The organism is Streptomyces sp. NPDC059850, from assembly GCF_042731515.1.
Taxonomy (GTDB): Bacteria; Actinomycetota; Actinomycetes; order Streptomycetales; family Streptomycetaceae; genus Streptomyces.
In genome coordinates this window covers 92935-118451 of record NZ_JBHWJI010000021.1, presented here as the reverse complement: position 1 = coordinate 118451, position 25517 = coordinate 92935, and the positions used below count along the sequence as shown (strand labels likewise).

The 25517-nt window shown below is 72.9% G+C and carries 20 protein-coding genes; 12 read left to right on the top strand and 8 right to left on the bottom strand.

Features of this window, described 5'->3' with window-relative positions; all coding sequences use genetic code 11:
- Window positions 1-86: 86 nt before the first annotated feature.
- The gene (locus ACFV9T_RS19655) at window positions 87-1028 is read right to left on the bottom strand and encodes a TauD/TfdA dioxygenase family protein (protein WP_385441909.1); all 942 of its coding nucleotides are present in this window, start codon (window positions 1026-1028) and stop codon (window positions 87-89) included.
- Window positions 1029-1354: 326 nt separating this feature from the next.
- Window positions 1355-2278, bottom strand: coding sequence for a LysR family transcriptional regulator (locus ACFV9T_RS19650; RefSeq protein WP_385441907.1), 924 nt, complete (start codon window positions 2276-2278; stop codon window positions 1355-1357).
- Between the two features lie 129 nt (window positions 2279-2407).
- Between ACFV9T_RS19650 and ACFV9T_RS19645 the strand changes: the two genes are divergently transcribed.
- Together ACFV9T_RS19645 and ACFV9T_RS19640 are read left to right on the top strand one after the other, a co-directional pair.
- On the top strand, window positions 2408-2785 hold the full coding sequence (locus tag ACFV9T_RS19645) for a YybH family protein (protein ID WP_385441906.1): 378 nt from the start codon (window positions 2408-2410) through the stop codon (window positions 2783-2785).
- The gene (locus ACFV9T_RS19640) at window positions 2782-3969 is read left to right on the top strand and encodes a flavin-dependent oxidoreductase (protein ID WP_385441904.1); all 1188 of its coding nucleotides are present in this window, start codon (window positions 2782-2784) and stop codon (window positions 3967-3969) included. The genes ACFV9T_RS19645 and ACFV9T_RS19640 overlap by 4 nt, the downstream gene beginning before the upstream one ends.
- A 3-nt stretch (window positions 3970-3972) precedes the next feature.
- Here ACFV9T_RS19640 and ACFV9T_RS19635 read toward each other — a convergent pair whose 3' ends face one another.
- A complete protein-coding gene (locus ACFV9T_RS19635) occupies window positions 3973-4632 on the bottom strand; it encodes a response regulator (RefSeq protein ID WP_385441902.1) in 660 nt (219 codons plus the stop codon).
- Window positions 4608-5786: a sensor histidine kinase gene (locus ACFV9T_RS19630; protein WP_385441900.1), complete on the bottom strand. Its 1179-nt coding sequence runs from the start codon at window positions 5784-5786 to the stop codon at window positions 4608-4610. The genes ACFV9T_RS19635 and ACFV9T_RS19630 overlap by 25 nt, the downstream gene beginning before the upstream one ends.
- Window positions 5787-5896: 110 nt before the next feature.
- On the opposite strand from ACFV9T_RS19630, the gene ACFV9T_RS19625 reads away from it, so the two are divergent.
- The 6 genes from ACFV9T_RS19625 (at window position 5897) to ACFV9T_RS19600 (ending at window position 12740) form a co-directional block, all read left to right on the top strand.
- Window positions 5897-6652, top strand: coding sequence for an ABC transporter ATP-binding protein (locus tag ACFV9T_RS19625; RefSeq protein ID WP_385441898.1), 756 nt, complete (start codon window positions 5897-5899; stop codon window positions 6650-6652).
- Window positions 6652-9039 carry an FtsX-like permease family protein gene (locus ACFV9T_RS19620; protein ID WP_385441896.1) on the top strand — a complete coding sequence of 796 codons (2388 nt, stop codon included), beginning with the start codon at window positions 6652-6654 and terminating at the stop codon, window positions 9037-9039. The genes ACFV9T_RS19625 and ACFV9T_RS19620 overlap by 1 nt, the downstream gene beginning before the upstream one ends.
- An 82-nt stretch (window positions 9040-9121) precedes the next feature.
- Window positions 9122-10264 carry an anion permease gene (locus ACFV9T_RS19615; RefSeq protein ID WP_385441894.1) on the top strand — a complete coding sequence of 381 codons (1143 nt, stop codon included), beginning with the start codon at window positions 9122-9124 and terminating at the stop codon, window positions 10262-10264.
- A gap of 60 nt (window positions 10265-10324) precedes the next feature.
- A complete protein-coding gene (locus tag ACFV9T_RS19610) occupies window positions 10325-10603 on the top strand; it encodes a hypothetical protein (protein ID WP_385441892.1) in 279 nt (92 codons plus the stop codon).
- Between the two features lie 86 nt (window positions 10604-10689).
- Window positions 10690-11535 carry a pentapeptide repeat-containing protein gene (locus tag ACFV9T_RS19605; RefSeq protein ID WP_385441891.1) on the top strand — a complete coding sequence of 282 codons (846 nt, stop codon included), beginning with the start codon at window positions 10690-10692 and terminating at the stop codon, window positions 11533-11535.
- A gap of 35 nt (window positions 11536-11570) precedes the next feature.
- Window positions 11571-12740, top strand: coding sequence for a damage-control phosphatase ARMT1 family protein (locus ACFV9T_RS19600; RefSeq protein ID WP_385441889.1), 1170 nt, complete (start codon window positions 11571-11573; stop codon window positions 12738-12740).
- 15 nt (window positions 12741-12755) lie between these two features.
- Here the strand turns inward: ACFV9T_RS19600 and ACFV9T_RS19595 are convergent, their stop codons facing one another.
- The 4 genes from ACFV9T_RS19595 to ACFV9T_RS19580 are packed head-to-tail and all read right to left on the bottom strand — an operon-like array spanning window position 12756 to window position 19243.
- A complete protein-coding gene (locus tag ACFV9T_RS19595; protein ID WP_385441886.1) occupies window positions 12756-14024 on the bottom strand; it encodes an alpha-L-fucosidase in 1269 nt (422 codons plus the stop codon).
- Between the two features lie 4 nt (window positions 14025-14028).
- A complete protein-coding gene (locus ACFV9T_RS19590) occupies window positions 14029-17139 on the bottom strand; it encodes an alpha-mannosidase (protein WP_385441884.1) in 3111 nt (1036 codons plus the stop codon).
- An 11-nt stretch (window positions 17140-17150) separates the two neighbouring features.
- Entirely contained in the window at window positions 17151-18497 is a 1347-nt protein-coding gene (locus ACFV9T_RS19585) for a 6-phospho-beta-glucosidase (RefSeq protein WP_385441882.1), read from the bottom strand.
- The gene (locus ACFV9T_RS19580) at window positions 18494-19243 is read right to left on the bottom strand and encodes a DeoR/GlpR family DNA-binding transcription regulator (RefSeq protein ID WP_385441989.1); all 750 of its coding nucleotides are present in this window, start codon (window positions 19241-19243) and stop codon (window positions 18494-18496) included. Before ACFV9T_RS19580 ends, ACFV9T_RS19585 begins: the two co-directional genes overlap by 4 nt.
- A 127-nt stretch (window positions 19244-19370) precedes the next feature.
- Here ACFV9T_RS19580 and ACFV9T_RS19575 point away from each other — a divergent pair, with 127 nt between their 5' ends.
- Genes ACFV9T_RS19575 through ACFV9T_RS19560 form a run of 4 tightly spaced genes read left to right on the top strand, consistent with a single transcriptional unit; the run spans window position 19371 to window position 25465 of the window.
- The gene (locus ACFV9T_RS19575) at window positions 19371-20654 is read left to right on the top strand and encodes an extracellular solute-binding protein (protein ID WP_385441880.1); all 1284 of its coding nucleotides are present in this window, start codon (window positions 19371-19373) and stop codon (window positions 20652-20654) included.
- Window positions 20651-21619, top strand: coding sequence for a carbohydrate ABC transporter permease (locus ACFV9T_RS19570; RefSeq protein ID WP_385441879.1), 969 nt, complete (start codon window positions 20651-20653; stop codon window positions 21617-21619). The genes ACFV9T_RS19575 and ACFV9T_RS19570 overlap by 4 nt, the downstream gene beginning before the upstream one ends.
- A 37-nt stretch (window positions 21620-21656) precedes the next feature.
- Entirely contained in the window at window positions 21657-22502 is an 846-nt protein-coding gene (locus ACFV9T_RS19565) for a carbohydrate ABC transporter permease (RefSeq protein ID WP_385441987.1), read from the top strand.
- Complete coding sequence (locus ACFV9T_RS19560; RefSeq protein ID WP_385441877.1) at window positions 22502-25465, top strand: glycoside hydrolase family 2 TIM barrel-domain containing protein; 2964 nt, start codon at window positions 22502-22504, stop codon at window positions 25463-25465. The genes ACFV9T_RS19565 and ACFV9T_RS19560 overlap by 1 nt, the downstream gene beginning before the upstream one ends.
- The last annotated feature ends 52 nt before the right edge of the window (window positions 25466-25517 follow it).

Here is a 25517-nt window from a genome sequence, read left to right as displayed (position 1 = left end):
TTCGGCCCGTGCGGACCGTCAACTCGTTGCCTCGGTAACGGTATACCTCACCCTTGGCCATGGCTGCGGCGATATCCCGGCATCCGTCAGAAGGGGCGGTCCCCCTCGATGGCCACCCGCTCGGCCACGCGCGGGTGCGGCGCGTAGTCGTTGACCGCGTAGTGCTGGGTGGCGCGGTTGTCCCAGAACGCCACGTCGCCGGGCTGCCACCGGAAGCGCACCTGGTACTCCGGGACCTGCGCCTGACGGCACAGATAGGCCAGCAGCCGGTCGCTCTCCTCCCGGTCCAGGCCGGTGATCCGGGTGGTGAAGGAGGTGTTCACGAAGAGCATCCGCCGCCCGGTCTCCGGGTGGACGCGCACCACCGGGTGCTCGACGGGCGGGAACACGTCCTGGAACGGGGCGAGCCGCTCGGGGCCGAAGAAGCGGGAGAAGCCGGGGATGAAGTCGTGCACGGCAGTGGCGCCGTCGATCCGGTCCCGCACCTCCTGGGGCAGGTTGTCGTACGCGGCGGCCATGTCCGCCCACATGGTGTCCCCGCCGACGGGCGGGACCTCGCGCAGCTGGAGCACGGCGCCGAGCGCGGGCCGCTCCCGGAAGGTGACATCGGCGTGCCACACGTTCTCGAAGGTGACGGGCGCGCCCTCGCTCTTGTCGAAGCGGACCACGTCCTCGCTCGAACCGCTGACCAGCAGGGGGTTGGTCTCCAGCGCACCCCAGTGCCGGGCGAAGCCGCGCTGCTGCGCGGAGGTGAGGTGGGCGCCGCGGAAGAAGAGCACCTTCCACTCCAGCAGGGCGCGGTTCAGCTCCTCGCGCAGCCCCGGATCCAGCGGCCGGGAGAGGTCCGCCCCGCGGATCTCGGCCCCGATGACGCGCCCCTGGGGCACCAGCTCGAAGCGCTCGTACGGGCGGTCCTGCCACCCCTCGGGCACCCGGCGCAGCGTGCGCGGTCCCTCGTACAGGCCGCCCGAGGGGATGCGCGCGTCGCGCAGCACCGGCGGGTTCGGCGGAGTGTCGATGACGGTCATGGTGTTCTCCTCATGCGTGACACGGCGGCGGTGGAGCCGCGGGGACGGATGGCAGAGAAGCCCTCGCGCCGCGCACGGGGGAGCCCCGGCGGGATGCGGTACGGATCATCGTGGACGTGCGCTCGACGGCGTCAGCGGGTCCGGGAGTGTCAGGAAGCAGTCCGGGCGCGGGCCTGGCGGCACGTGACGGCTCTCACGAGGGCCGGGGAAGGCCGACTAGAGGCCCGAGCGCTCACAGCCGGTCCGATCCGGGGCGCGAAGGTGTCCCGTCGTCTCGAACCAGTTCCTGATCATGGGCCAATGATGGGATCCGCCGTTCACCGCTGTCAATGGGCTGCGGGGGCCTGGTCGTCCAGTACGCGGCGGGCGCGCTCGGCCAGCGTGGGGCGGGCGCGGGCGACCAGGGCGCGCCCGGCCGGACCGCTCGGGCCGCCCGCCCGCCACGCGAACACCAGCCGCCCGCGCATCGACGGCCGCGTGATGCGGACCGTCCGCAGCCGGTCCGCCCGCGCCTCGGCGAACGAACCGGGCAGGATCGCCGCGCCAAGTCCCCGCTCGGCGAACTGGGCGAGCACCTCCGGATCGCTCGCCTCGAAGGCGATGTGCGGCGCGAACCCGGCGGCCGCGCACGCCTCGTCGAGCCGGGTGCGCAGCCCCGTACCGGGCGGCAGGCTGATCAGGGGCCGCCCGCGCAGGGTGTCCAGTGAGATGGCGGAGTGCACGGCCAGCTCATGGCCGTGTCCGACCGCCGCGACGATCGGCTGGTCGGTGAGCACCTGCATCTCGATCCCGGGCGGCGTGTGTCTGCCGACGCTGACGATCGCCGCGTCGAGCCGCCCCGTCCGCAGGCCCTCCAGGAGCTGGTCCGAGTTGGCCTCGGACAAGGTGATCTCCACCGCCGGGTGGGCGTCGTGGAACTCGGCCAGCAGGTCCGGCAGATCGGCGGTGTGCGACGTCACCGTGCCCACGGCCACCTGCCCCCGCAGCAGCCCGGTCAGCTCGTCCACCGCTTGCCGCGCGCCCTCCACCGCCGCCAGCGCCGCCCGCGCGTACGGCAGGACGGCCTCGCCCGCCTCGGTCAGCCGCACCGAGCGGCCCGAGCGGTCCAGCAGCTCCTGGCCCAGCTCTCGCTCCAGCCGCCGGATCTGGGCGCTCACCCCGGGCTGGGCCACATGCTCCCGCTCGGCGGCCCGGGTGAAGTTCCGCTCCTCGGCCACCGCCACGAAGTACGCGAGCTGACGCAGTTCCATAAGCAATGATTCTAGCAACCAGACCTACCATCTCTTGGACTTCTGATCCCGGCGGCCGGACAGTGGAAGCAGGACACACAGAGCAGGACACAGCGGAGCAGGACACAGAAGGACACAGGAGGGCCCGACATGACAGGGACGACGCGCGAACGCGCCACCATCCCCGAGGACTTGACCCGGCTGTTCGTCGAGCGCGCCAACGCCGGTGACGCCGAGGGCATGGCAGAGCTGTACGCACCCGACGCGGTGCTCGCGTACCCGCCGGGGTCCGTGACCGTCGGCCGGGAGGGCATCCGCGCCGTGTGCCAGGCCCTGCTCGACCACACGACGGAACCCTTCCGGCTGGAGGAGCCGCTGCCCACCGTCCACTACGGCGACCTCGCCCTCACCTCGACCCCGTCCGGCGACAACACCGGCGGCCGGGTGCAGGTCGTCCGCCGTGAGCCGGACGGCAGCTGGCTGCGCGTCATCGACCGCCCGGAGATCCGCCCCGTGGCCGGGCGATGAGCGTCCTCATCGCCGGAGCGGGCATCGGCGGGCTGACCGCCGCGCTCAGCCTCCACGCCGCGGGCATCGAGGCCACCGTCATGGAGAGCGCCCGGGAGATCCGCCCGCTCGGCGTCGGCATCAACCTGCTGCCCCACGCCGTACGGGAGCTGACCGAACTCGGCCTCGGCGACGCGCTCGCCGACCTCGGCGTGGCCACCGCCGAGAACGTGTACGCCGACCGGCGCGGCCACCGGATCTTCAGCGAGCCGCGCGGCGTGGCCCAGGGCTACCGCTGGCCGCAGTACTCGATCCACCGAGGGGAGCTGCAACTGATGCTCCTCGCGGCGGTCCGGGACCGGCTGGGCCCCGGCGCGATCCGCACCGGAGCGCGGGTGACGGGCTTCGGACACGGCCCGGGGGAGACCGTCCGGGTGCGGGTGCTCGACCGCGCCACCGGCACGGTCGGGGAACAGGAAGCGGAGGCGCTCATCGGCGCCGACGGGCTGCACTCGGCGGTGCGCGCCGAACTCCACCCGGACGGCGGGCCGTTGCTGTGGTCGGGCGTGCGGATGTGGCGGGGTACGACGAAGGCCGCGCCGTTCCTCACCGGCCGCTCGGCGGCCATCGTGAGCGACGGGGACGCCGAGCTGATCGCGTACCCGATCGGCCGCGACCGGATCAACTGGGTGTGCCTGGTGAGGCTCGCCGAACCGGGCCCGCTCCCCGGGGACGCGGCCTGGAACCGCGCCGGGAGGGTGGCCGATGTGCTGCCGTACTACGCGCACTGGACACTCGGCTGGCTCGATGTGCCCGCCCTGCTGGCCGACTGCGGCGAGATCCTGGAATACCCGATGGCCGACCGGGACCCGCTGCCGTCCTGGGGGAGCGGCCGGGTCACCCTCCTCGGCGACGCCGCGCACCCGATGTACCCGGTGGGTGCCAACGGCGGGTCCCAGGCCATCGTCGACGCCCGGGTCCTGGCGTACGAACTCTCCGGGCCGGACGGGGTACGCACCGGGCTGGCCCGCTACGAGGCCGCCCGCCGCGACGCGACGGCCGCCGTCGTACGGGCGAACCGGGCGATGCACCGCGACGGCGGCAGCGGCCCACGCGAGCTGGCCCGGATCACCGACACCTATCGGCGCGCCACCGGAAGCGAGGTGGAGACGCTGAACACCCGCCCGTCCCTGACCCGCGGCTGAGTACTAGGCACGCAGATAGGCGAGCACCGCCAGGACCCGCCGGTGGTCGTCGGGGGCGTCGGGCGGCAGGTCGAGCTTCAGCAGGATGCCCGCGATGTGCTTGGCCACGGCCGCCTCGGTGACGACGAGACGGCGGGCGATCGCCGCGTTGGACCGGCCCTCCGCCATCAGCGCCAGCACCTCGCGCTCCCGTGGTGTCAGCCGGGCCAGCGGATCGCGGCGGCGGGCGAGGAGCTGGCGCACGACCTCGGGGTCGACGACGGTGGCGCCCGCCGCGACCCGGGCGACGGCGTCGGCGAACTCCTCGACGTCACCGATGCGTTCCTTGAGGAGATAGCCCATGCCCGCGCCGTCGCGGCGGTCCTCCAGCAGCTCCTCGGCGAAGGTCTGCTCGACGTACTGGCTGAGCACGAGGACCGCCAGGTCCGGCTGCCCGGCCTGGAGCTGGCGGGCCGCCCGCAGCCCCTCGTCCGTGAAGCCGGGCGGCATCCGCACATCGGCGATGACCAGGTCCGGCCGGTGCTCCCGGGCGGCCGCCAGCAGTCCCGGGCCGTCGCCGACGGCGGCCGGTACCCGGTGGCCGAACCGGCCCAGCAGATGGACCAGGCCCTCGCGCAGCACGACGGCGTCCTCGGCGATCACGATACGGAGGGGCTGTGGCACGGACGGCACGGGATCTCCGCTCTCAGGAGGGTGGGCCCGCCGGGTGGGCTGGACAGCAGCATTCTGCCGTCCGCGGCGGCGATACGGTCGGCGAGCCCGACAAGTCCCGTACCGGGGCCGGGGGCGGCGCCGCCGACCCCGTCGTCCTCGATCTCGAAGCACAGCACACCGTCGTGGAGCCGGGCGGCGATCCGGCCACGTCCGGCACCGCTGTGCTTGGCCATGTTGCTCAGGCCCTCGGCGGCCACGAAGTACGCGGTGGATTCCACGGCGGGCGGCAGCCGCCCCGGAAGGTCGATGTCGAGGTCGACGGGGATCGGGGAGCGCCCCGCGATGTCCCGTACGGCGGCGGGCAGCCCGCGTTCGGTGAGGACCTGCGGATGGACCCCGCGGATCAGCTCCCGCAACTCGGCCAGCGCCTCCTTGGCCAGGCCGTGCGCCTCCCCGACCTCCTTCGCCGCCTCGCTGCCGGGCGGCAGGGCGAGGGTGGCCAGGCCCAGTTTCATGGTGAGCGCCACCAGCCGCTGCTGTGCCCCGTCGTGCAGATCGCGCTCGATGCGGCGGCGTTCGGTCTCGAAGGCGTCGACCAGCCGGGCCCGGGAGCGCACCACCTCGCGCAGCTCGTGGTCCCCGGGAGCCAGCACGGCCCGGGCGACGGTGGCGCGCGCCGTGGCCCACGCGCCGATGGGCCAGGCGGCCACGGGCAGCAGCAGGGCGCCCGCCACCGGGCCCGCGACCGTCTGCCAGGGCGTGGCGGTCGGCTGGAAGGGGGTGAGGAGCAGCCCACCGGGGATGCCCAGGGACACCAGGACGACGGCGAGGTCGGCCCAGCCGACGGCCAGGACGGAGACCGCGCCGTAGCCGACCGTCCGCCAGGTGTCCGGCGGGCGCGGCAGACCGGGTACGACGAGGGCGAGCCGACGGTGCTCGAACGGACCCGCGAGCGCGACCGCGAAGGCCACGATCAGAAGCCCGCAGACCACCCGGGCCACCAGCCCGATGGGCGCCGCGAGAAGTCCGCCCAGCCCGACGTAGACGACGGCCGCGAACAGCCCGCCGGACAGCAGATAGCCCACCGCTCGCCAGGGGCGGCCGGTGCGCAGCGGCCCGCGCGGGCCGCGGGTGAGGACCGTGGAAGGGATACGGGGGAACACGGGATCCGACGGTAGCGGGGCCGCGGCCTCTTGGCGGTAGTGCCAGGTGGAGTACGCGTACTCGCCCTCGCGCCCATGTGCCGTGCCCTGCGGACGAGTTGGCTGGACCCATGACCACGACACCCATCGCCCGGGTCACCGCCCCGGTCGAACTGCGCTCGGTGACCAGACGCCATGGCACCGGAGAACACGCCGTCACCGCCCTCGACGCGGTGACGATCGGCTTCGGCGCGGGCACCATGACCGCCGTCATGGGCCCCTCCGGCTCCGGCAAGTCCACCCTGCTGCACTGCGCGGCGGGCATCGAACGGCCCACGTCCGGGGAGGTGCTGATCGACGGTACGGAGCTGGGCGGGCTCGACGAGAACGCGCTGACGCTGCTGCGCCGGGACCGGGTCGGCTTCGTCTTCCAGTCCTTCAACCTCGTCTCGGCGCTGACCGCGGCCCAGAACGCCGAACTGCCGCTGCGGCTGGCCGGGCGCCGCCCCGCCGGGGACGAGGTGGCCGAGGCGCTGGCCCGGGTCGGCCTCGCGGACCGGGCCGGGCACCGGCCGGGCGAACTGTCGGGCGGACAGCGGCAGCGGGTCGCGATCGCGAGGGCGCTGATCACGCGGCCCGCCGTCCTCTTCGCCGACGAGCCGACCGGGGCGCTCGACACCCGGACCTCCCGGACGGTGCTGCGGATGCTGCGCGAACTGGTCGACGCCCAGGGCCAGACGGTGGTCATGGTCACCCACGATCCGATGGCGGCCGCCTACGCGGACCGGGTGGTGCTGCTCTCGGACGGGCGGCTCGCGGGCGAACTGCCGGATACGGCTGGCGCGGAGGCGATCGCGGCACGGACCGCCGCCCTGGAGGTGCGGTAATGATCGCGATGGCGACGGTGCGTGAGCGCTGGACCTCCTTCCTGGGCGCCTTCGTGACCACGGCGATGGGCGTCGCGGTGATCACACTGAGCGCGCTGATCCTGCTGTCCGGCGGCCCCGGAGTGCCCGAGCGGCTGGCGGGGGCGCCGGTGCTGGTACGCAGCCCCGAAGGGGCCCGGACCAGCGGGGTGTTCGCGCAGAACCCGCCGTGGGCCCCGGAGCGGGCCGAGCGGCTGCGGCGCGCCCTGGCGGACCTCCCCGGCGTCGCGGCGGCGGTCGCCGACCGGTCCTTCTACGCCCAGGCGACCGGCACCCGGCAGCGGGCGGGGGAGCGGCAGGGCCACGGCTGGCCGAGTGCGGCGCTCGCCTCGTACGGACTCCGCGCGGGCGGCCCACCGGTGGCCGACGACGACATCGTCGTGGACCGGGCCCTCCGGCACGCGCCCGGCGACCGGATCACGGTGCTCACCGCGCGCGGACCGGGGCGCTTCACCGTGTCCGGGACGATGGACGGCCCCGGCTACTGGACCACCGGCCACCGGGCCGCCGAACTCGCGGGCGGGGTCAGGACGATCGGACTGGTCCTGAAGCCCGGCGCCGACGCCGGTGCGGTCGCGGCCGCCGCGCGCGGGACCGTCGGCGGCGCGGGTACGGTGCTGCGCGGGGCCGCCCGCGACGAACTGGCCCCTCCGCAGGACGAGATGACCCGCTGGATCGGCGCCCAGGTCCTCACCGCCATGACCGCGCTCTCCGCGTTCGTCACCGTTCTCGTCGTGTCCTCGGGCTTCGCGTTCACCGTCGCCCAGCGGCGGCGTGACCTCGGCCTGCTGCGCACCATCGGCGCCACCCCGCGCCAGCTGCGTCGCCTGCTGTACGGGGAGGCGCTCACGGTGGGCGCCATCGGCGGCGCGGCGGGCGCGCCGCTGGGCGCTCTGCTCGCGTCCCCGCTGGCCGGGGTGTTCGTCGACGCGGGGTTCCAGCCGCCCGGGTTCGAGGTCCGGACGCGGGCCTGGGTGCTCGCCGCGGCCTTCGCGCTGGGTCTGCTGGTGGCGCTGGCCGGGGTCTGGTCGGCGTCGCGGCGGGCGGCGCGGATCGCACCGCTGGAGGCGATGCGCGAGGCGGAGGTGGACAGCCGCCCGATGACCCGGCGCCGGTGGGTCACCGGGGCGGTGGCCACGGCGCTGGGCCTGGCGTGCGCGGTCGGCACCGCCTTCGCGGGGCCCGACGCCATGGTGCTGCTGTGCCTGGGCGCCGCGATGGGGCTGACCACCGGCCTCACCCTGCTCATCCCGGCACTGGTCGGCCCGGTGGCCGGGGCGCTGACCCGGCCGCTGGCCCGCCGCCCGGGGGCCGTCGCCCTGCTGGTCCGCGCGAACATGGTCACCGCCGTCCGCCGTACCTCCGCGACCGTCGCTCCCGTACTGGCCACCGTCGCCTTCGCCACGCTGATCACCAGCGCGGTGCAGACCACCGCGGCCGCCGATGCCGCCGGGCGGGCCGCTGCGGTGCGGGCCGAGGCGGCGGTCGCCCCCAGCGGCACACCGGGCCTGTCGGACGCGGCGGCCGCCGGGGTCCGGGGGACGGCTCTGCTGTCGACCACGGTCTACGGCGGCCAGGGCGGCCCGGCGCTGTCGGCGGCCGGGGTGTCGCCCGGCTTCGGCCGCGTATACGGGACGCCCGCGCCACGGGCCCGGACGGCCGTCGTCACCCGGGCCGTGGCCGTGGCCCACGGCTGGCGCCCGGGCCGGACCGCCGCGCTGACCTTCGAGGACGGCCGTACGGTACGGCTGCGGGTCCTCGCGGTGGCGGACGACTCCCTGCCGTACCAGCTCTTCCTCCCGCGCGAGCTGGTGCGTGCCCACGATCCCTCGGCGCTGGCCGACGTCGTCTACCGCACCGGCGGCCCACCGGCCCGGCCCGCGCCCGGACTGGGCGTGCGCGAGGTGCCGGTGGCGGAGTACGCGGCCGTGGCCGACGCCGAGGACGACCGGCTGGTCCGTATCTTCACCCTGATCCTGACCGCCATGACCTCGGGGTACACCGCGATCGCCGTCGCCGCCACGCTGCTCGCCGCCACCGTGGACCGGGCCCGCGACCTGCACACCTTGCGGCTGTCCGGCGCGACCCGCCGACAGGTGCTGCTGGCCGTCGCGGGCGAGACGGTCTGCGTCGTGGCCCTCGGCGCGGCCCTGGGGGTGGCGGTGGCCGCGCCCGTCCTGCTCGGCATGGTCCACGGGCTGGGCACCGCCCTCGGTGTCCCGGTCGCACTGGAGGTGGCCTGGCCGTGGGTGGCGGTCGCGGCCGGCGGATGTCTGCTGCTGGGAGTGGCGGCGGCGGTGCTCCCGGCCCGGGTCGGCTTGCGCGGGGGTGCGCTGGCGGGCCGGTGAACTCGCCCTTAGCTTGGGAGAGGCAGCGAATTCGCGGACGGTTCGGTGCGGCGGCGCGGAACCCCGGTGCGGGGAGGTCCGGATGGGGTCCGTCTCCTTCCTGCTCATCGTAGTGATCATCACGGCGCTGGCCTTCGACTTCACCAACGGATTCCATGACACGGCCAACTCCATGGCCACCTCCATCGCCACCGGCGCGCTGTCCCCCCGGATCGCCGTCACCGTCGCCGGAGTGCTGAACCTGGCGGGTGCGTTCCTGTCCACCGAAGTGGCCAAGACGATCTCCAACGGCATCGTGGACGATGGCCGGGTCTCCTTGGCGATGATCTTCGCGGGGCTGGTGGGGGCGATCCTGTGGAATCTGATCACCTGGCTCGTCGGGCTGCCCTCCAGCTCCTCCCACGCCCTCTTCGGCGGGCTGATCGGGGCGGTGTGGGTAGGGGCGGGGGGATCAGCGGTGCGGTTCGCCGAGATCCTCGAAAAGATCGTGATCCCGGCGATCGCCTCCCCGCTGGTGGCCTGCGTGGTGGCCACGCTCGCCACGTATCTGGCCTACGTGATCACCCGCCGCGCCGCGCGCGGGGCGGTCCGCACGGGCTTCCGCGCGGGCCAGGTCGGATCGGCGTCCCTGGTGGCCCTGGCCCACGGGACCAATGACGCGCAGAAGACGATGGGTGTCATCACCCTGTCCCTCATCTCCGCCGGGGTGCTCGGCCATGGCAGCGGGCCGCCGTGGTGGGTGGTGCTGACCGCGGGGCTCGCGATCTCCCTGGGCACGTACGCCGGGGGGTGGCGGATCATCCGGACCATGGGCCGGGGGCTGACCGACATCCAGACCCCGCAGGGGTTCGCGGCCGAGACCAGCGCCACCGCGGTCATCCTGTCCTCGTCCCATATGGGTTTCGCGCTGTCCACCACCCAGGTCTGCACGGGCAGCATTCTGGGCGCCGGGCTCGGCCGCAAGCTGGCCCAGGTGCGCTGGGGGATCGCCGGGCGGATCGCGGTCTCCTGGCTGCTCACCCTGCCCGCGGCGGCGGCCGTGGGAGGCGTCGCGGCCTGGGTCGCCGACCGGGGCGACGCGGGCGTGGCCCTGGTGGCGAGCATCGCGGTGGTGGCGGCCGCGGCCTTCTACGCGCTCTCCCGCCGCCGCCCGGTCAACTCGGACAACGTCAACGAGCTGCCCGCCGCCGAACGCCCGGAGCACTCCGTGCGCCCGGCGGCATGACCCGGGACCACGGACTTCTTAGCCCTGATCAGGGACGGCGCGGCGAAGGAGGCGGGCGCGATGGACGTCGAGTGGGGCATCCTCGGAGGGGTCTTCGGAGTCAGCCTGGGGATCACCGTCGTGGTGGTCGTGATGTTCTCGCTCGGCATCGCCGCCTGGGCCCGCGCCTCGGGCGAGACCCCCGGCGCGGGTGACCTCGACGGCCGGGCCCCGGACCGGGGCTGGGCGGCCGCGCCGACCCGGGGCAGGGGGAAGGGGGCCGCGGCCGTCGCGGTGGTGTGCTTCGCCGCCTGCCTGGCGGTCGCCGCGTACGGCATCGACCTGATCGTCCCGGGCTGATCGGACCGCCGCGTCTGGGACCATGGGAACTCGCAACAGCGCCGCCGGGACCAGGGCGGCGCGCGTCCCCCTTGGGAGTACACACGGTGTCAGCCGGAGCCGAAGCCCCGATATCCGACGCGGTCCGCCCCGATCTGCGGGCCGACTGCGCCAACTGTTTCGGGCTGTGCTGTGTGGCCCTGCCCTTCGCGGCCTCGGCCGACTTCGCCGTCGACAAGGCGGCCGGGCAGCCCTGCCACAACCTGCGGACCGACTTCCGCTGCGGTATCCACTCCCAGCTGCGCGAGAAGGGCTTCGCGGGCTGCACCGTCTTCGACTGCTTCGGCGCCGGGCAGAAGGTCTCGCAGACCACGTTCGAGGGCCGCGACTGGCGGGCGCACCCGGGGACCGCGTCCTCCATGTTCGCCGTCCTCCCCGTGATGCGGCAGCTCCATGAACTCCTCTGGTACCTCACCGAAGCCCTCACCCTCCCCGCGGCCCGCCCGCTCCACGGCGAGCTGCGCGAGGCGCTCCGTACCACCGAGCAGCTGACCGAGGGCGGCGCCGACGACATCCTCGCCCTGGACGTGGCCGCCCACCGGGACGGTGTCAACGCGCTGCTGCTGCGGACGAGCGAACTGGCCCGGGCCCGGGCCCGGACCGGGCGCCGGGGCAAGGCGAAGAACCACCGGGGAGCCGATCTCATCGGGGCCCGGCTCCGGGGCGCCGATCTGCGCGGCGCGAGCCTGCGCGGGGCCCTGCTCATCGCGGCCGACCTGACCGGCGCCGACCTGAGCGCCGCCGATCTGATCGGGGCCGACCTCCGCGACGCCTCCCTCGGCGGTGCCGATCTGACCGGCGCCCTCTTCCTCACCCAGGCCCAGCTGAACGCCGCCCGGGGCGACGCCGCCACCCGGCTGCCGTCCGCCCTGACGCGCCCCGCGCACTGGTAGCGGATCCCCCGCCCCGGTGTGAAACCCTGGCTGCCATGTCCGAACCCGCCGACGCGCCCGTGATCCTCGGTGACGAACCCGGATCGTTCGCCCGGAGTGTGCTGACCGAGCGGCATCCGGCGCTCATCGAGAAGGTACGGGACGCCTTCCCGTACGGACCCGACCAGCACCGCGCACTCGACGCCCTGCGCCACGAGCACGCCGAGGGCGTCATCACCCCGCTCGACCCGGGCGCGCACGACCACGACCGGTGGCAGAGCTGGGGGCGGGACTACGTCGGCCGCTCGTGGTTCGACGTCCCCTTCCTCTGGATCGAGAGCTACTTCTACCGCCGACTCCTGGATGCCGTCGGCTACTTCGGCGACGGGCCCTGGCAGGGCATCGACCCGTTCCGGCCCTTCAAACAGGCCGAGCTGGACACCCCCGAGACCGCCCGGGAACTGACCGCGCTCGACCAGATCCTGGACCGCTCCGCCGACGAGGCGGGGGACGCGCTGCTGCACGGGGCGCTCTGGGGCAACCGCGCGGACCTCGGCTTCCACGTCACCTCCGGCGGCGCCGCGTCGTCCGAGGCGGAACCGCTGGTGGCCGACGAGTCGGCGGCGCTGTGGCGGCTGCTGCCCGCCGGTGCCCCGGCCACGGTGTGCCTGGTCGCCGACAACGCGGGCCGCGAACTCCTCCCCGACCTGGTCCTCATCGACCATCTGCTCCGCCACGGGCGCGCCGAGCGGGTCGTCCTGCAGGTGAAGCCGTACCCGTACTACGTGTCCGACGCCACCACCGCCGACGTCGTCGACTGTCTGCGCCAGCTGGCGCGTGCCGAGGGCGCGGCGGGCGAGGCCGGGGCGCGGCTGTGGGCGGCGATGGCGGACGGGCGGCTCACTGTCCGGGCGCACGACTTCTTCTGCGCGCCGCTGCCGTACGCCCAGATGCCGGACGGTCTGCGGCGGGAGTTCGCGGAGGCCACCGTCACCGTGCTGAAGGGCGACCTGAACTACCGCCGCCTCGTCGGCGACCAGCTGTGGTCCCCGACCACCCCGTTCGCCGACCGCACCGCGTACTTCCCCGGTCCGGTGGCCGCCCTGCGCACCCTGAAGTCGGACGTCATCACCGGCCTCGACGCGGACACCGAGGCCGCGCTGGACGCGCGTGAGCGCCACTGGCGTACCGCTGGCACCCACGCGCTGATCCAGGTACGGAGCTGACCACCCCGGGGTTCCTCAGGCGCGCCCGGAACCCCGGTACAGCTCCAGCTCGCCGTCGAGTTCCACGGCGAGCACGGTCGCGTGGCCGTCCAGATCGGCGGCCGCGGGCGGGTCGATCCACAGCACCCCCGGCACCTCGTGGAGCCCGCCGATGACCCGGTGCTCCAGCGGGGTGCCGGTGCCGAGCACCCGGACCCGGCGGACCGGCGTGCGCAGGCCCCGCACGCCGATGGGGCCGCGCGGGATGTCGAAGACGGTCAGATAGAGGGTGCGGCGGTCGGCCGCGAGGGTGCTCGGGCCGTAGTGGTGTCCGGCGGGCAGCCCCGCCACCGTGCCGTACACGGCCTCCGCGTGGCGGGCGATCCAGTCGCCCATGCCCTCCAGCCGCTCGATCTGCTCGGCCGGGATCGTGCCGTCCTCCTTCGGGCCCACCGACAGCAGCAGGTTGCCACCGGCGCCGATGGTCTCGGCGAAGTAGCGGATCAGCTGCCCGGTCGACTTGTAGTTGTGGTCGTGGTGCTGGAAACCCCAGGAGTCGTTGAAGGTCAGGCACAGCTCCCAGGGCCCGGTGGGCGGTTCGATCGGCACGCCCTGCTCCGGCGTCGCGTAGTCGCCCTCGCTGAGCATGCGCGCGTTCAGCACACAGTCCGGCACCTGCGCGCGGATCAGCGCCGCCAGCTCCCGGATCCCCCACTGCTCCTCGGCGCGCTCCCACTCGCCGTCGAACCAGAGCAGATCGGGGCGGAAGCGGCTGGTCAGCTCGTGCACCTGGGCGTCGCGGTAGGCGAGGTAGCGCGCCCAGGCCACCAGGTCCGCCGCTTCCTCGGGGACCTCGGCGTACGGATTGTTCTCCTGCTCCGGGGGCCTGCCCGCGTAGCGGGTGGTGGCGTAGTCGGGGTGGTTCCAGTCGCTGTGCGAGTAGTACAGCCCGACCTTCAGCCCCTCGGCGCGCAGCGCGTCCACGTACGGGGCGACCAGGTCGCGGCCCGCCGGGGTGTGCCGTACGACGTTCAGGTCGCCCTCGGCGGTGTCCCACAGGGCGACGCCGTCGTGGTGGCGGCTGGTGAGCACCGCGTAGCGGGCCCCCGCGCGGGCGAACAGCCGGGCCCACGCGGCGGGGTCGTAAGCGGCGGCGGTGAACCCGTCGAGCTGTGCCATGTACTGGTCGTGCGGGATGTCGCCCTCGAAGAACGACCACGACTCCTGCACACCGTCGACGGCGTAGACGCCCCAGTGGATGAAGATGCCGAACTTGGCGTCGGGGAACCAGGGTTGCATGGCCATGTGGTCAGCTCCTGCTGAACCGGAGGGTGAGGATCTGGAAGGGCCGCAAGGACACGGTGACGCTGCCGTCCTCGTGCGCGGTGACGGGCTCGGCGTCCGCGACCGGCCGCTCCAGGAGGTCCGTCACCACGGCACCGGTGTGCGCGAAGCCCGGGCGGAGGGTGGTGCGGGTGCGGCCGCCGAGCGATTCGTAGAGCCGCACGACGACATCGCCGGAGCGGTCGTCGGCCTGTTTGACGGCCTCGATGGCGGCGGCCGGACCGTCCGTGGTGACCAGCGGGGTGGCGGCGGTCCGCGCTTCGGCCACCCGCAGCGGGAGGTTGAGCGCGTACCCCTCGGCGATGGCGTCCTGGACGGTGGCGCCGGGGAGCAGGGCGTACGTGAAGCGGTGCCTGCCCTGGTCCGCCTCGGGGTCCGGGACGCGCGGGGCGCGCACCAGGCTGAGCCGTACCGTGGTCGTCGTACCGCCGTCCTCGCGGGTGGTGCGGGACACATCGTGGCCGTACGTGGCGTCGTTGAGCACCGCGACCCCGTAGCCGGGCTCGCCCACATGCACCCACCGGTGGCCGTACACCTCGAACCGGGCCGCCTCCCAGCTGGTGTTGGTGTGCGTCGGGCGGTGGACGTGGCCGAACTGGATCTCGGCGGTGGAGCGGTCGGCGTGGATGTCGACGGGGAACGCCGCCTTGAGGAGCTTCTCGGATTCGTGCCAGTCGATGTCGGTGGCGATGTCGATACGGCGGCTGCCCGCCCGGACCGTGATCGTCTGGACGATCCGCGAGCCCTTGCCGAAGGCGCGCTCGACGCGCAGCGCGCCGAGCAGGGGGCCCTTCTCGGCGACGGTGACCGACTCGGCGTCCAGTAGATCGGTGTAGCGCTGCTGGTAGTGCTTGTCGACGTCCCAGGCGTCCCAGCAGTTGGGGAGGTCGGTGTGGAGCCGCAGCAGATTGCCGGGGGCGCCCGGGGCGAAGACCTCGCGGTCGGCGGTGAGGTCGCGCAGCGAGGCGATGGTGCCGTCCTCGGCCAGTTCGAGGCGGATCAGACCGTTGTCGAGCATCCGGTCGCCGACGACGACATGTTCCGGCTCCGCGCCGGTCGCCAGCGGAGCGCTGCCGGACGCGGGGACCTCGGTGTAGACGGCGACCCGGCCGTCGGAGAGCGGCTGCCCCTCGGCGGTGCCCGAGGGCACGGCGATCACCTCGGTGCGGGGGCGCGGGCTGGTGTTGTACACATGCGGGCGGGTCTCCGCGCCACCTTGCTCCGTACCCAGCGCGTCCAGGGCCGCGGAGGTGATCGCCGTCAGCTCCGCCGCCACCCGCGCGTACTCCGCCTCCGCCTCCCGGTGCACCCAGGCGATGGACGAGCCCGGCAGGATGTCGTGGAACTGGTGCAGCAGCACCGTCTTCCACAGCCGGTCCAGCCGCTCGTACGGATACGGGTGGCCGGAAGCCCGCAGCGCGGCCGCCGTCGCCCACAGCTCCGCCTCCCGCAGCAGATGCTCGCTGCGCCGGTTGCCCTGCTTGGTGCGGGCCTGGGAGGTGTACGTGGCACGGTGCAGCTCCAGATACAGCTCGCCCGACCACACGGGGGCGTCCTCGTACTCGGCGCGCGCGGCGGCGAAGAAGTCGTCCGGGTGCTCGATGACGACCTTCGCCGAGCCCTCCAGATCGGCCAGCCTGCGCGCCCGCTCCAGCATCTCGCGGGTGGGGCCGCCACCGCCGTCCCCGTGTCCGAAGGGCGCCAGCGAGCGCGTACCGCGCCCCTTGTCGGCGTAGTTGCGGACCGCGTGCGCCATCTCCTGGCCGGAGAACTCGGCGTTGTAGGTGTCCACCGGCGGGAAGTGGGTGAAGATCCGGGAGCCGTCCAGGCCCTCCCACCAGAAGGTGTGGTGGGGGAGCTTGTTGGTCTGGTTCCAGGAGAGCTTCTGGGTCAGGAACCACTCGTTTCCGGCGAGCCGCGCCAGCTGCGGGAAGCAGGCGTTGTAGCCGAACGAGTCCGGCAGCCACACCCCGTTGGTCTCGATGCCGAACTCGTCCAGGAAGAAGCGCTTGCCGTGCACCAGCTGCCGGGCCATGGCCTCGCCACCGGGCAGATTGCCGTCCGCCTCGACCCACATGCCGCCGACCGGCGCCCACTGCCCGGCCCGTACCGCCTCGTGGATCCGCTCCCAGACCTGCGGGTACTCCTCCTTCACCCACGCGTACTGCTGCGCCTGCGAGCAGGCGAAGATGAACTCGGGGTACTCGGCGGCCAGCGCCGTGACATTGGAGAAGGTGCGCGAGGTCTTGCGCTTGGTCTCGCGGATCGGCCACAGCCACGCGGAGTCGATATGGGCGTGGCCGACGGCCGACATGGTGTGGGCGGAGGCGTGCGCGGGGCGTTCCAGGACACCGCGCAGCGCGTCGCGTACGGCGGCTGCGGTGCCGGAGATGTCCTCCAGATCGAGACGGCCCAGCGCGCGGTCGATGGCGTGGGCGATCTCGTGGCGGCGCGGCTGGTGTTCGTCCAGCTCCAGCATCAGTTCGCGCAGGACCGCGAGGTCCAGGGCGAGGTGCCACACGTCCTCGTCCAGCACGGCGAGGTCGGCGCGGGCGAAGGTGTAGAGCGGGGCCCGGCCCGCGGTGAGCTTGTCGCCCAGCGGGGTCGGGGCGGCGAAGTCGTTCGCCAGGATGTCGGGGTTGGAGGCGGCCTCGATGAGGTACGCGATCTGCTCGCCGCCCTCGGCCGGGTTCGCCACCGCCACGTACTGGTTCTGCGGGTTGACGGCCTTCAGCGGGCTGCCGTCCAGGGTGTGGACCAGCGCCTCGGCCTGGTTGCCCGGCCAGTCGCCGACGAAGCCCAGGTCGAAGACGGCCTCGACCCGCCGCCCCGCCCACGCGGCCGGGACCTCGCCCCTGACCCGGAACCAGGTGGTGCCCCACGGCGGCCCCCAGGGAGTGCCGAGGGCGAACGGCTCGTACGGGGCGGCCGCGGCCTCGGCGAACGGCACCGGCTCGTCCGGCGCCTGCCACGCCTCGATGGTCAGGGGCACCGACGCCGCGTGCACGGCGGGCTGGATGCGCTGCTTCAGGACGCGCTCGACGCGCTCCTCGATACGGCGGCGTTCATCGTGCATGACGGGGGTTCCTACTTCCGGTTCAGATACGCGAGGCCGGGGTGCCCGCCCGCGTAGTCGTCGACGAGACGGCGGGCGACGGTGACCGAGTCCACGAGCGGATGGAGGGCGAACGCCTTGGCGGCGGTGGCGCGCGAACCGCTCTCGGCCGCCGCCATGACCTCGCGTTCTACGGCCTTGACGGCACACACCAGGCCGGTGGCGTGGTGGGGGAGGGGAGCGACGGAGACGGGGCGGGCGCCGTTCGCGTCCACCAGGCAGGGCACCTCGATGACCGCGTCCTCGTCCAGGACGCCCAGGGTGGCGCCGCCCCGCACGTTCAGGATCAGCGTGGCGCGCTCGTCGCGGGCGATGGCCCGCATCAGGGCGAGTGCCACCTGCTCGTAGCCGCCGGACTCCAGGTCGTGGCTGTCGCGCTCCCCGGCGCCCGCCGCCTCGCGGTTCTCGGCCATGTAGGTGGCCTCGCGCTCGGCGCGGGTGCGGTCCCAGGTGGCCAGCGGCGGGGCGGCGGGGTCCCGCATCGCGTCGTAGAACACCGCCTGCTGATCGCGGAGGAACGCGCCGCGGGTCTGCTTGGCCTCCTGGAAGGCCTGCACCGCCTCGCGGTTGAAGTAGTAGTAGTGCAGATATTCGTTGGGGATCGCGCCGAGGGCGCGCAGCCACTCGCGGCCGAACAGCCTGCCCTCCTCGAACGCGTCGAGGGCGGTGTCGTCGGCGAGCAGCCGTGGCAGCTCGTCGCGCCCGTCGATCCGCAGGCCCCGCAGCCAGCCGAGGTGGTTGAGCCCGACGTAGTCGATCCACACCCGGTCCGGGTCGGCGCCCAGGACGCGGGCGACCCGCCGCCCGAGCCCCACCGGGGTGTCGCAGATGCCCATGACCCGGTCCCCGAGGTGGCGGGACATGGCCTCGGTGACGAGCCCGGCCGGGTTGGTGAAGTTGATGACCCAGGCGTCGGGCGCGAGCCGGGCGACGCGCCGCGCGATGTCCACGGCGACGGGTACGGTGCGCAGCCCGTACGCGATACCACCGGCGCCGACCGTCTCCTGGCCGAGAACGCCCTGGTCGAGGGCGATCCGCTCATCGGCGGCCCGGCCCTCCAGACCGCCGACCCGGATCGCGGAGAAGACGAAGTCGGCGCCGCGCAGCGCCTCGTCCAGATCCGTGGTGACGGCCACGGTGGGGGCGTCCGGTATGCCGTCGGCCTGCTCGCCGAGCACCCGGGCGATGGCCGTGAGCCGGGCGGGGTCCAGATCGTGCAGGGTGACCTCGGTGACGCGGCCCTCCGCGTGATCGCCGAGCAGGGCCCCGTACACGAGCGGCACCCGGAATCCGCCGCCGCCGAGGATCGTGAGTTTCATATCCGTACCACTTCCACTCCGGCCTCCTCGAACGCGGCGCAGGCCGGCAGGGTCGAGGGGGCATTGGTCACCACGGCGTCGAGGTCGCCGGGGTCGCACACCTTGGCCACCCCGGTGCCGGGGAACTTGGCCGCGTCGGCGAGGAGGACCACCCGGTCACAGGCCGCGATCATGGCCCGCTTGACCGGGACCTCGACGACCGTGGTGTCCATGACCTGGCCGCCGGGGCGGACGCCGCTGGTGCCCAGGAACAGCCAGTCGGCGTGCAGCTGGCGCAGGTTGTCCTCGGTGAGGAAGCCGACCAGCGAGCGGTACTCGCGCCGGAGCACCCCACCGAGCAGCACCAGCTCGATGGCGTCGTCGTCGGCCAGCTCCTCGTAGACCACCAGATTGCTGGTGATCACGGTCAGTCTGCGGCCGTGCAGCTGCCGGGCGAGGCGATAGGCGGTGGTGCCGATGTCCAGCAGCACCGTCTGCCCGTCCTCGACCAGCTCGGCGGCGCGGACCGCTATGGCGTCCTTCTCCGTCACCCGCACCTCCGCGACCTCGGCGAAGGGCTGATCGCCGCCCTCGACGACCGCGCCGCCGTGGACCCGGGTGAGCAGCCCCTCCTCCTCCAGCTTCAGCAGATCGCGGCGGATTGTCGCGGCGCTCACGTTCAGCTGGGCGGACAGGTCCGCCACAGCGGCCGGTCCACCGGAACGCAGCGCCCGCAAGATCATCTGATGTCGTCGCTCAGCCAGCACGACGTGCACAGTACTCGTCATTCTCAATCATTTCTATGCTTGCTTCTGCTCAACTATTGCTCTTTCTGATCGGGGGGCGCACGATCCTGTGCCATACCTTGCACACTTTTGAAGGGCGGTGGGAGCGGTGCACCTCTCCCGGAGAGGGCTGCTGCGCGCGGGGCTGGCCACTACGGCGGTCGCGACGCTCGGCGGCACCACGGCGGGCTGCTCGGTACCGAGCGGTTCCACGGGCCGCGACATGACCCTCTGGTACTGGACCGGCGGGCTCAGCGACAAGGTCGTCGCCGACGCGAAGACGCGCTTCACGGGCGTCTCGCTGAAGCCGGCCCAGATCGGCGGCTACTTCAAGTCCAAGCTGCTGACCACGATGGCCGGACGGTCCTACGTCCCCGACATCACCGGCCTCAAGGGCGAGGACATGGCCTCGTACCTCCCGAACGCCGGACAGTTCGTCGATCTGCGCACGCTGGGCGCGGAGAAGCTCAAGAGCCAGTACCTGCCCTGGAAGTGGGCGGAGGGCTGCACCCCCGAGGGCCGTATGGTCGGCTTCCCCATCGACACCGGTCCGGTCGCCCACTACTACATGCCCGCCGTCTTCGACCGGGCCGGACTGCCCACGGACCCCGCCGACGTCGCCCGGGAGATGAACACCTGGGACGCGTATCTCGCGGCGGGCGAGCGGCTGAAGCGGAAGGTCCGGGGCGCCTATCTGCTCATCGACGCGCTCACGGTCTACCAGTACATGGTCGCGCAGAGCACCAAGCGGTACGTCGACAAGGACCGGCACTTCATCGGCGACGGCGAGCACATACGCCGCGCTTGGGACACCGCCATCGAGGCGTATCGGCGCGGGCTGTGCTCGAAGTACCAGTCCGGTACGCCGGACTCCAACGCGGCGATGGAGAAGGGCCTGCTGCCCAGCCAGCTCGGCGCCTCCTGGGCGGCCGGGGACCTCAAGCTGACGGTGCCGAAGACCAGCGGCAAGTGGCGGGTGGCGGCCATGCCCGGCGGCGCCGCCAACAACGGCGGCTCCTTCCTCGCCATCACCAAGTACTGCCGGGAACCCGAGCAGGCCTTTGAGATCATCACCTGGCTGCTGAACCCCGCCAACCAGGCCCGCGGCTTCACGGACGCCACCCTCTTCCCGTCCACCCCCGCCTCGTACCGGCTGAAGGCGATGCGCGCGCCGGACCCGTTCTTCGGCGGCCAGCGGACCATCGATGTCTTCGGCCCGGCGGCCAGGGACATCCCGGTCGCCTACCACAGCCCCTATGACTACACCCTGGACCAGATCGTCTCCGACCAGCTGCGCGCGGTGAACGCGCTCGACAAGAACCCCGCCCGGGCCTGGAAGGACGCCATGAGCAAATGCCGACGCGTAGCGGAGCACATGGGGGTGGGGATATGACCGCCGTGCCCGGGCTCGGTGCCCCGCCCGCCGCCCGCGGCGGCGCGAAGGCGGCCCACGCGCGCCACAAGCCCCGGTCCATCTTCGGATACTGGCGGCTCTACCTCGCGATCTCCCCGTTCTATCTGCTCTTCCTCTGCTTCGGCCTGATCCCGGTGGGGTACTCCCTCTATCTCTCGTTCCACCGCTGGGACGGGCTGGGGACGATGGAGTACGCCGGGCTGTCCCAGTACCGCTATCTGCTCGGCGACGCCCAGTTCTGGCACTCCCTCACCAACACCCTGACCATCTGGGCCATGGCCACCCTGCCGATGCTCTTCATCGCGCTGGTGACCGCCGTGATGCTCAACTCGGCGGTGCGCTTCAAGAACTTCTACCGCTTCGCCTACTTCCTGCCGAACGTCACGTCCGTCGTGGCCGTCGCGATCATCTTCTCCTCGGTCTTCTCCACCAACTTCGGCCTCGCCAACGCCGTGCTGCAGGGGCTCGGCCTCGACCAGGTGGCCTGGCTGAACTCCGCCTGGGGCATCAAGGTCGCCATCGCCGTGCTGATGACGTGGCAGTGGACCGGCTACAACGCGCTGATCTTCCTCGCCGGGCTGCAGACCATCCCGACCGAGCTGTACGAGGCCGCCCGCGTGGACGGCGCGGGACCCGTGCAGACCTTCTTCCGGATCACCGTGCCGATGATGCGGCCGATCATCCTCTTCGCCCTCATCGTCTCGACCGTCACCGGCCTGCAGAGCTTCACCGAACCCCAGGTGCTGCTCTCCAACACCAACAACACCTCGACCTTCGCGGGCGGCCCGGGCAACTCCGGCCAGACGATGGTCCTCTACTTCTTCCAGCAGAGCTTCGACAACAACGACTTCGGCTACGGCGCCGCGATCGCCTGGGGCATCTTCCTCGTCGTCGCGCTCTTCTCGATCATCAACTGGCGCCTGGTGCAGCGCAAGGACGCGTAGGGAGACCGTCATGCAGGGCATAAAAAGCGTGAAGGGCATGAGGGGCGTGAAGGGCATGAAGGGCACCCGCGCCCGTGGGCTGAGCCTCCATATCTCGCTCATCGCCGGGGTGCTGCTCTCGCTCTTCCCCTTCTACTGGACGATCGTCATGTCGACCCGCACGTCGACCGAGATCTTCCAGTTCCCGCCGAAGCTGCTGCCGGGCACCCACTTCCTGGAGAACGTCCGCCATCTCTTCCAGAACATCGACTTCTTCGGCTCGATGGCCAACACCCTGATCGTCGCGGTCTCCGTGACCTTCCTGGTGCTCTTCTTCGACTCGCTCGCGGCCTTCGTGTTCGCCAAGTACGAATTCCCCGGCCGCAAGCTGCTGTTCGTCGTGATGATGGGCATCTTCATGGTGCCCGCCCAGCTCCAGGCCATCCCGCAGTTCGTCATCATGGCGAAGCTCGGCTGGATCGGCTCCCTCACCGCCCTCGTCGTACCAGCCGCGGCCAACGCTTTCGGCATCTTCTGGATGCGCCAGTACATGAGGGGCGCCATCCACGACGAGCTGATGGACTCCTCCCGGCTCGACGGCTGCGGCTTCCTGCGGCAGTACTGGCACGTGGCGCTGCCCGTGGTCCGGCCGGGCCTCGCCTTCCTCGGCATCTTCACCTTCATGGGCCAGTGGAACGACTACGCCTGGCCGCTGATCGCGCTGATCAACCCGGACCATGTGACGCTCCAGGTCGCGCTGTCCCAGCTCAACAGCGTCCATGGCACCACCGACTACGGCATGGTGATGGCCGGGGCGCTGCTCGCGCTGCTCCCGCTGCTCGTGGTGTTCTTCATCGGCGCCCGGCAGATCATGGCGGACCTCGGCAAGGGGGCCATCCGCTGATGTCCGTACCCCCTTCCCTCTGGGGCGAGCTGCGGCCGTGGGAATCCCCCGAGCTGACCTCCTGGCGGCGGCTGCCGATGCACGCGGTCGACCGCAGGTCCGGCAGCCTCTCCCTGGACGGCCCGTGGCGCTTCCAGCTGCTGCCCGGCCCCGAAGCTCCGCTTGGTGACACCTGGACGAGGCTGGAGGTCCCGGGACCTTGGACCACCCAGGACACCGGCGACATCCCGCGCTACACCAACTGGCGCATGCCATGGCCCGACTACCCGCCGCATCCGCCCGCCGACAACCCCACCGGAGTGCATGAGCGGGAGTTGCACATCCCGGCCGCATGGGCGGGCCGCCGCATCGTCCTCCAGGTCGGCGCCGCGGAGAGCGTGCTGCTCGCCGAGGTGGGCGGCCGCCCGGTGGGCATCGGCAAGGACTCCCACCTCGCGAGCGAGTTCGACATCAGCCACGTGGTACACCCCGGGGCGGCCGACACTCTGCGGCTGACGGTGGTGAAGTGGTCCGACGCCTCGCACATCGAGGACCAGGACCAGTGGTGGCACGGCGGCCTCACCCGGCCGGTCCTCGTCTACGCCACCGACCCGCTGCACCTGGCCGATGTGCGGATCACCGCCCCGGCGGACGGACGGCTGCGGGTCGACGTCCAGGTGCGCTCGGCGGACGGCGCGCTGCCCGCCGGATGGCGGGTCTCGGCCCACCTCGACGGGGTCGGCGAGCTGGCCGTGGACGAGGAGTACGCCGCGTGGTGCGCCGAGGAGGCGCGGGTCTCGGACTTCCTCGGCGAGGCACGGCTACGGGCGTCCGTACCCGGGGTGCGCACCTGGTCCGCCGAGACGCCCGAGCTGTACGGACTCACCGTGACGCTGCACCGCCCCGACGGCTCGACCGCCGACACCTCGCACCACCGCGTGGGCTTCCGTACCGTCGCCGTCGAGGGCCGGGACTTGCTGGTCAACGGCCAGCGGGTGTTCATCCGGGGCGTCAACCGGCATGACTTCCACCCGCTCACCGGGCGTACCGTCACCCCCGCCGAGATGCGCGCCGACCTGGAGACCATCAAGCGCTTCGGCTTCAACGCGGTGCGCACCTCGCACTACCCCAACGATCCCGCGCTCCTCGACCTCGCCGATGAACTCGGCCTCTACCTGGTCGACGAGGCGGACATCGAAAGCCACGACCACGCCCATGAGATCGCCGACGATCCGCGCTACCTGGCCGCCTTCACCGACCGGGTCGCGCGCATGGCGCTCCGGGACAAGAACCACCCGAGCGTCATCATCTGGTCGCTGGGCAACGAGAGCGACTACGGCGCCAACCACGACGCGGCCGCCGGGTGGCTGCGCCGCTACGACCCGACCCGTCCGCTCCAGTACGAGGGCGCGGCCAAGACCGGCTGGGCCTCGCCGGACGTCGCGAGCGACATCGTCTGCCCGATGTACGCCTCGCTGGACGAGATCGTGGCGCACGCCACCTCCGGCGAGCAGATAAAACCGCTCATCCTGTGCGAGTACTCGCACGCCATGGGCAACAGCAACGGCACGCTCGCCGACCACTGGGCCGCCATCGAGACCACCCCTGGCCTCCAGGGCGGTTTCATCTGGGAGTTCTGGGACCACGGACTGCTCCAGCGCACCACCGGCCGGGCGGCGGGCCGCCCGGCGGGCCGAGGTGGCGAAGGCGCGTACGCCCACGGCGTGGCCGCCGAGGGCTACCGCTGGGCGTACGGCGGCGATTTCGGCGACACCCCGAACGACGGCGCGTTCTGCGCGGACGGCCTGGTCTTCCCCGACCGCACCCCGAAACCCGCCCTGTACGAACACCGCGAACTCGCCGCTCCCGTAAGGCTGTCGCGCGAACCGGACGGTTCGGTGCGCGTCACCAACGCGCAGCACTTCCGCGATCTGTCGTGGCTGACCGCCGAGTGGCGGCTGTCCCTGGAGGACGCGGGCACCCGCACTGCCCCGGCCGCGCTGCCCGCCGCGCTCGGGCCCGGGGCGTCGGCGCACCTCGCCCCGCCACCCGAACTGGTGGACCGGCTGCCCGAGGTCGGCGGCGAGGCGTGGCTCACGCTGCGGGTCACCACCCGGCGAGACGAGCCATGGGCGCGGCGCGGCACCGAGGTGTGCACTCCGCAGATCCGGCTCCGCGAACGGCCCGCGCCCCCGCCCGTGGCCGCCTCCGGCCCGGCCGTTTCCCTCGACGCGGACGGGCTGTTGCGCCATCCGCTGCTGACCTCCCCGCCCGTGCTCAGCCTGTGGCGCGCGCCCACCGACAACGATCTGCTGGGCGGCGCCGCCGACCACTGGCACACGCTGGGCCTGGACCGGCTGGAGCGCGAACCCCGCTCGGTCGACCACGACGGCGCCCGGACCCTGGTGCGCGGCGCGTATCCGACCGCCGTGGGCACCGTCGAACACCTCCAGGTCTTCACCCCGCTGCCCGACGGCGGCCTGCTGGTGGAGGAGACGGCCACCCTCCCCGAGGCGCTGACCGACGCCGCCCGCGTGGGCACGGTCTTCGAGACGGTGTGCGGCCTCGACCACCTGGAGTGGTACGGCCAGGGCCCCTGGGAGACGTACCCGGACCGCTGCGCGGGCGGTCCGGTCGGCCACCACAGCGTGCGCGTGGACCGGCTGTTCACCCCGTACCTCAGACCGCAGGAGAGTGGCGGACGGCACGGGGTGCGCCACTTCTCGCTGCTGTCGTCGGACGCGGGCGGCGGGCTGGCCGTACGGCTGGACGAGCCGCGGCAGGTGTCGGTCACCCGCCACCGGGCGGCCGACCTGGCCGCCGCCACCCACCACGACGAACTGGCGCCCCGGCCCCGGTGCGTGGTGCACCTCGACGCCGCCCACCGGGGCCTCGGCACCGCGTCCTGCGGCCCGGACACCCTGCCCCGCTACCGGCTGGGCGCGGGGACGTACCACTGGTCCTGGAGCCTCCACCGGCGGTGACACAGGGTCCCGCCGGTGGAGACCCCGGGCGGGCCCCGCCGGGCCCGCCCGG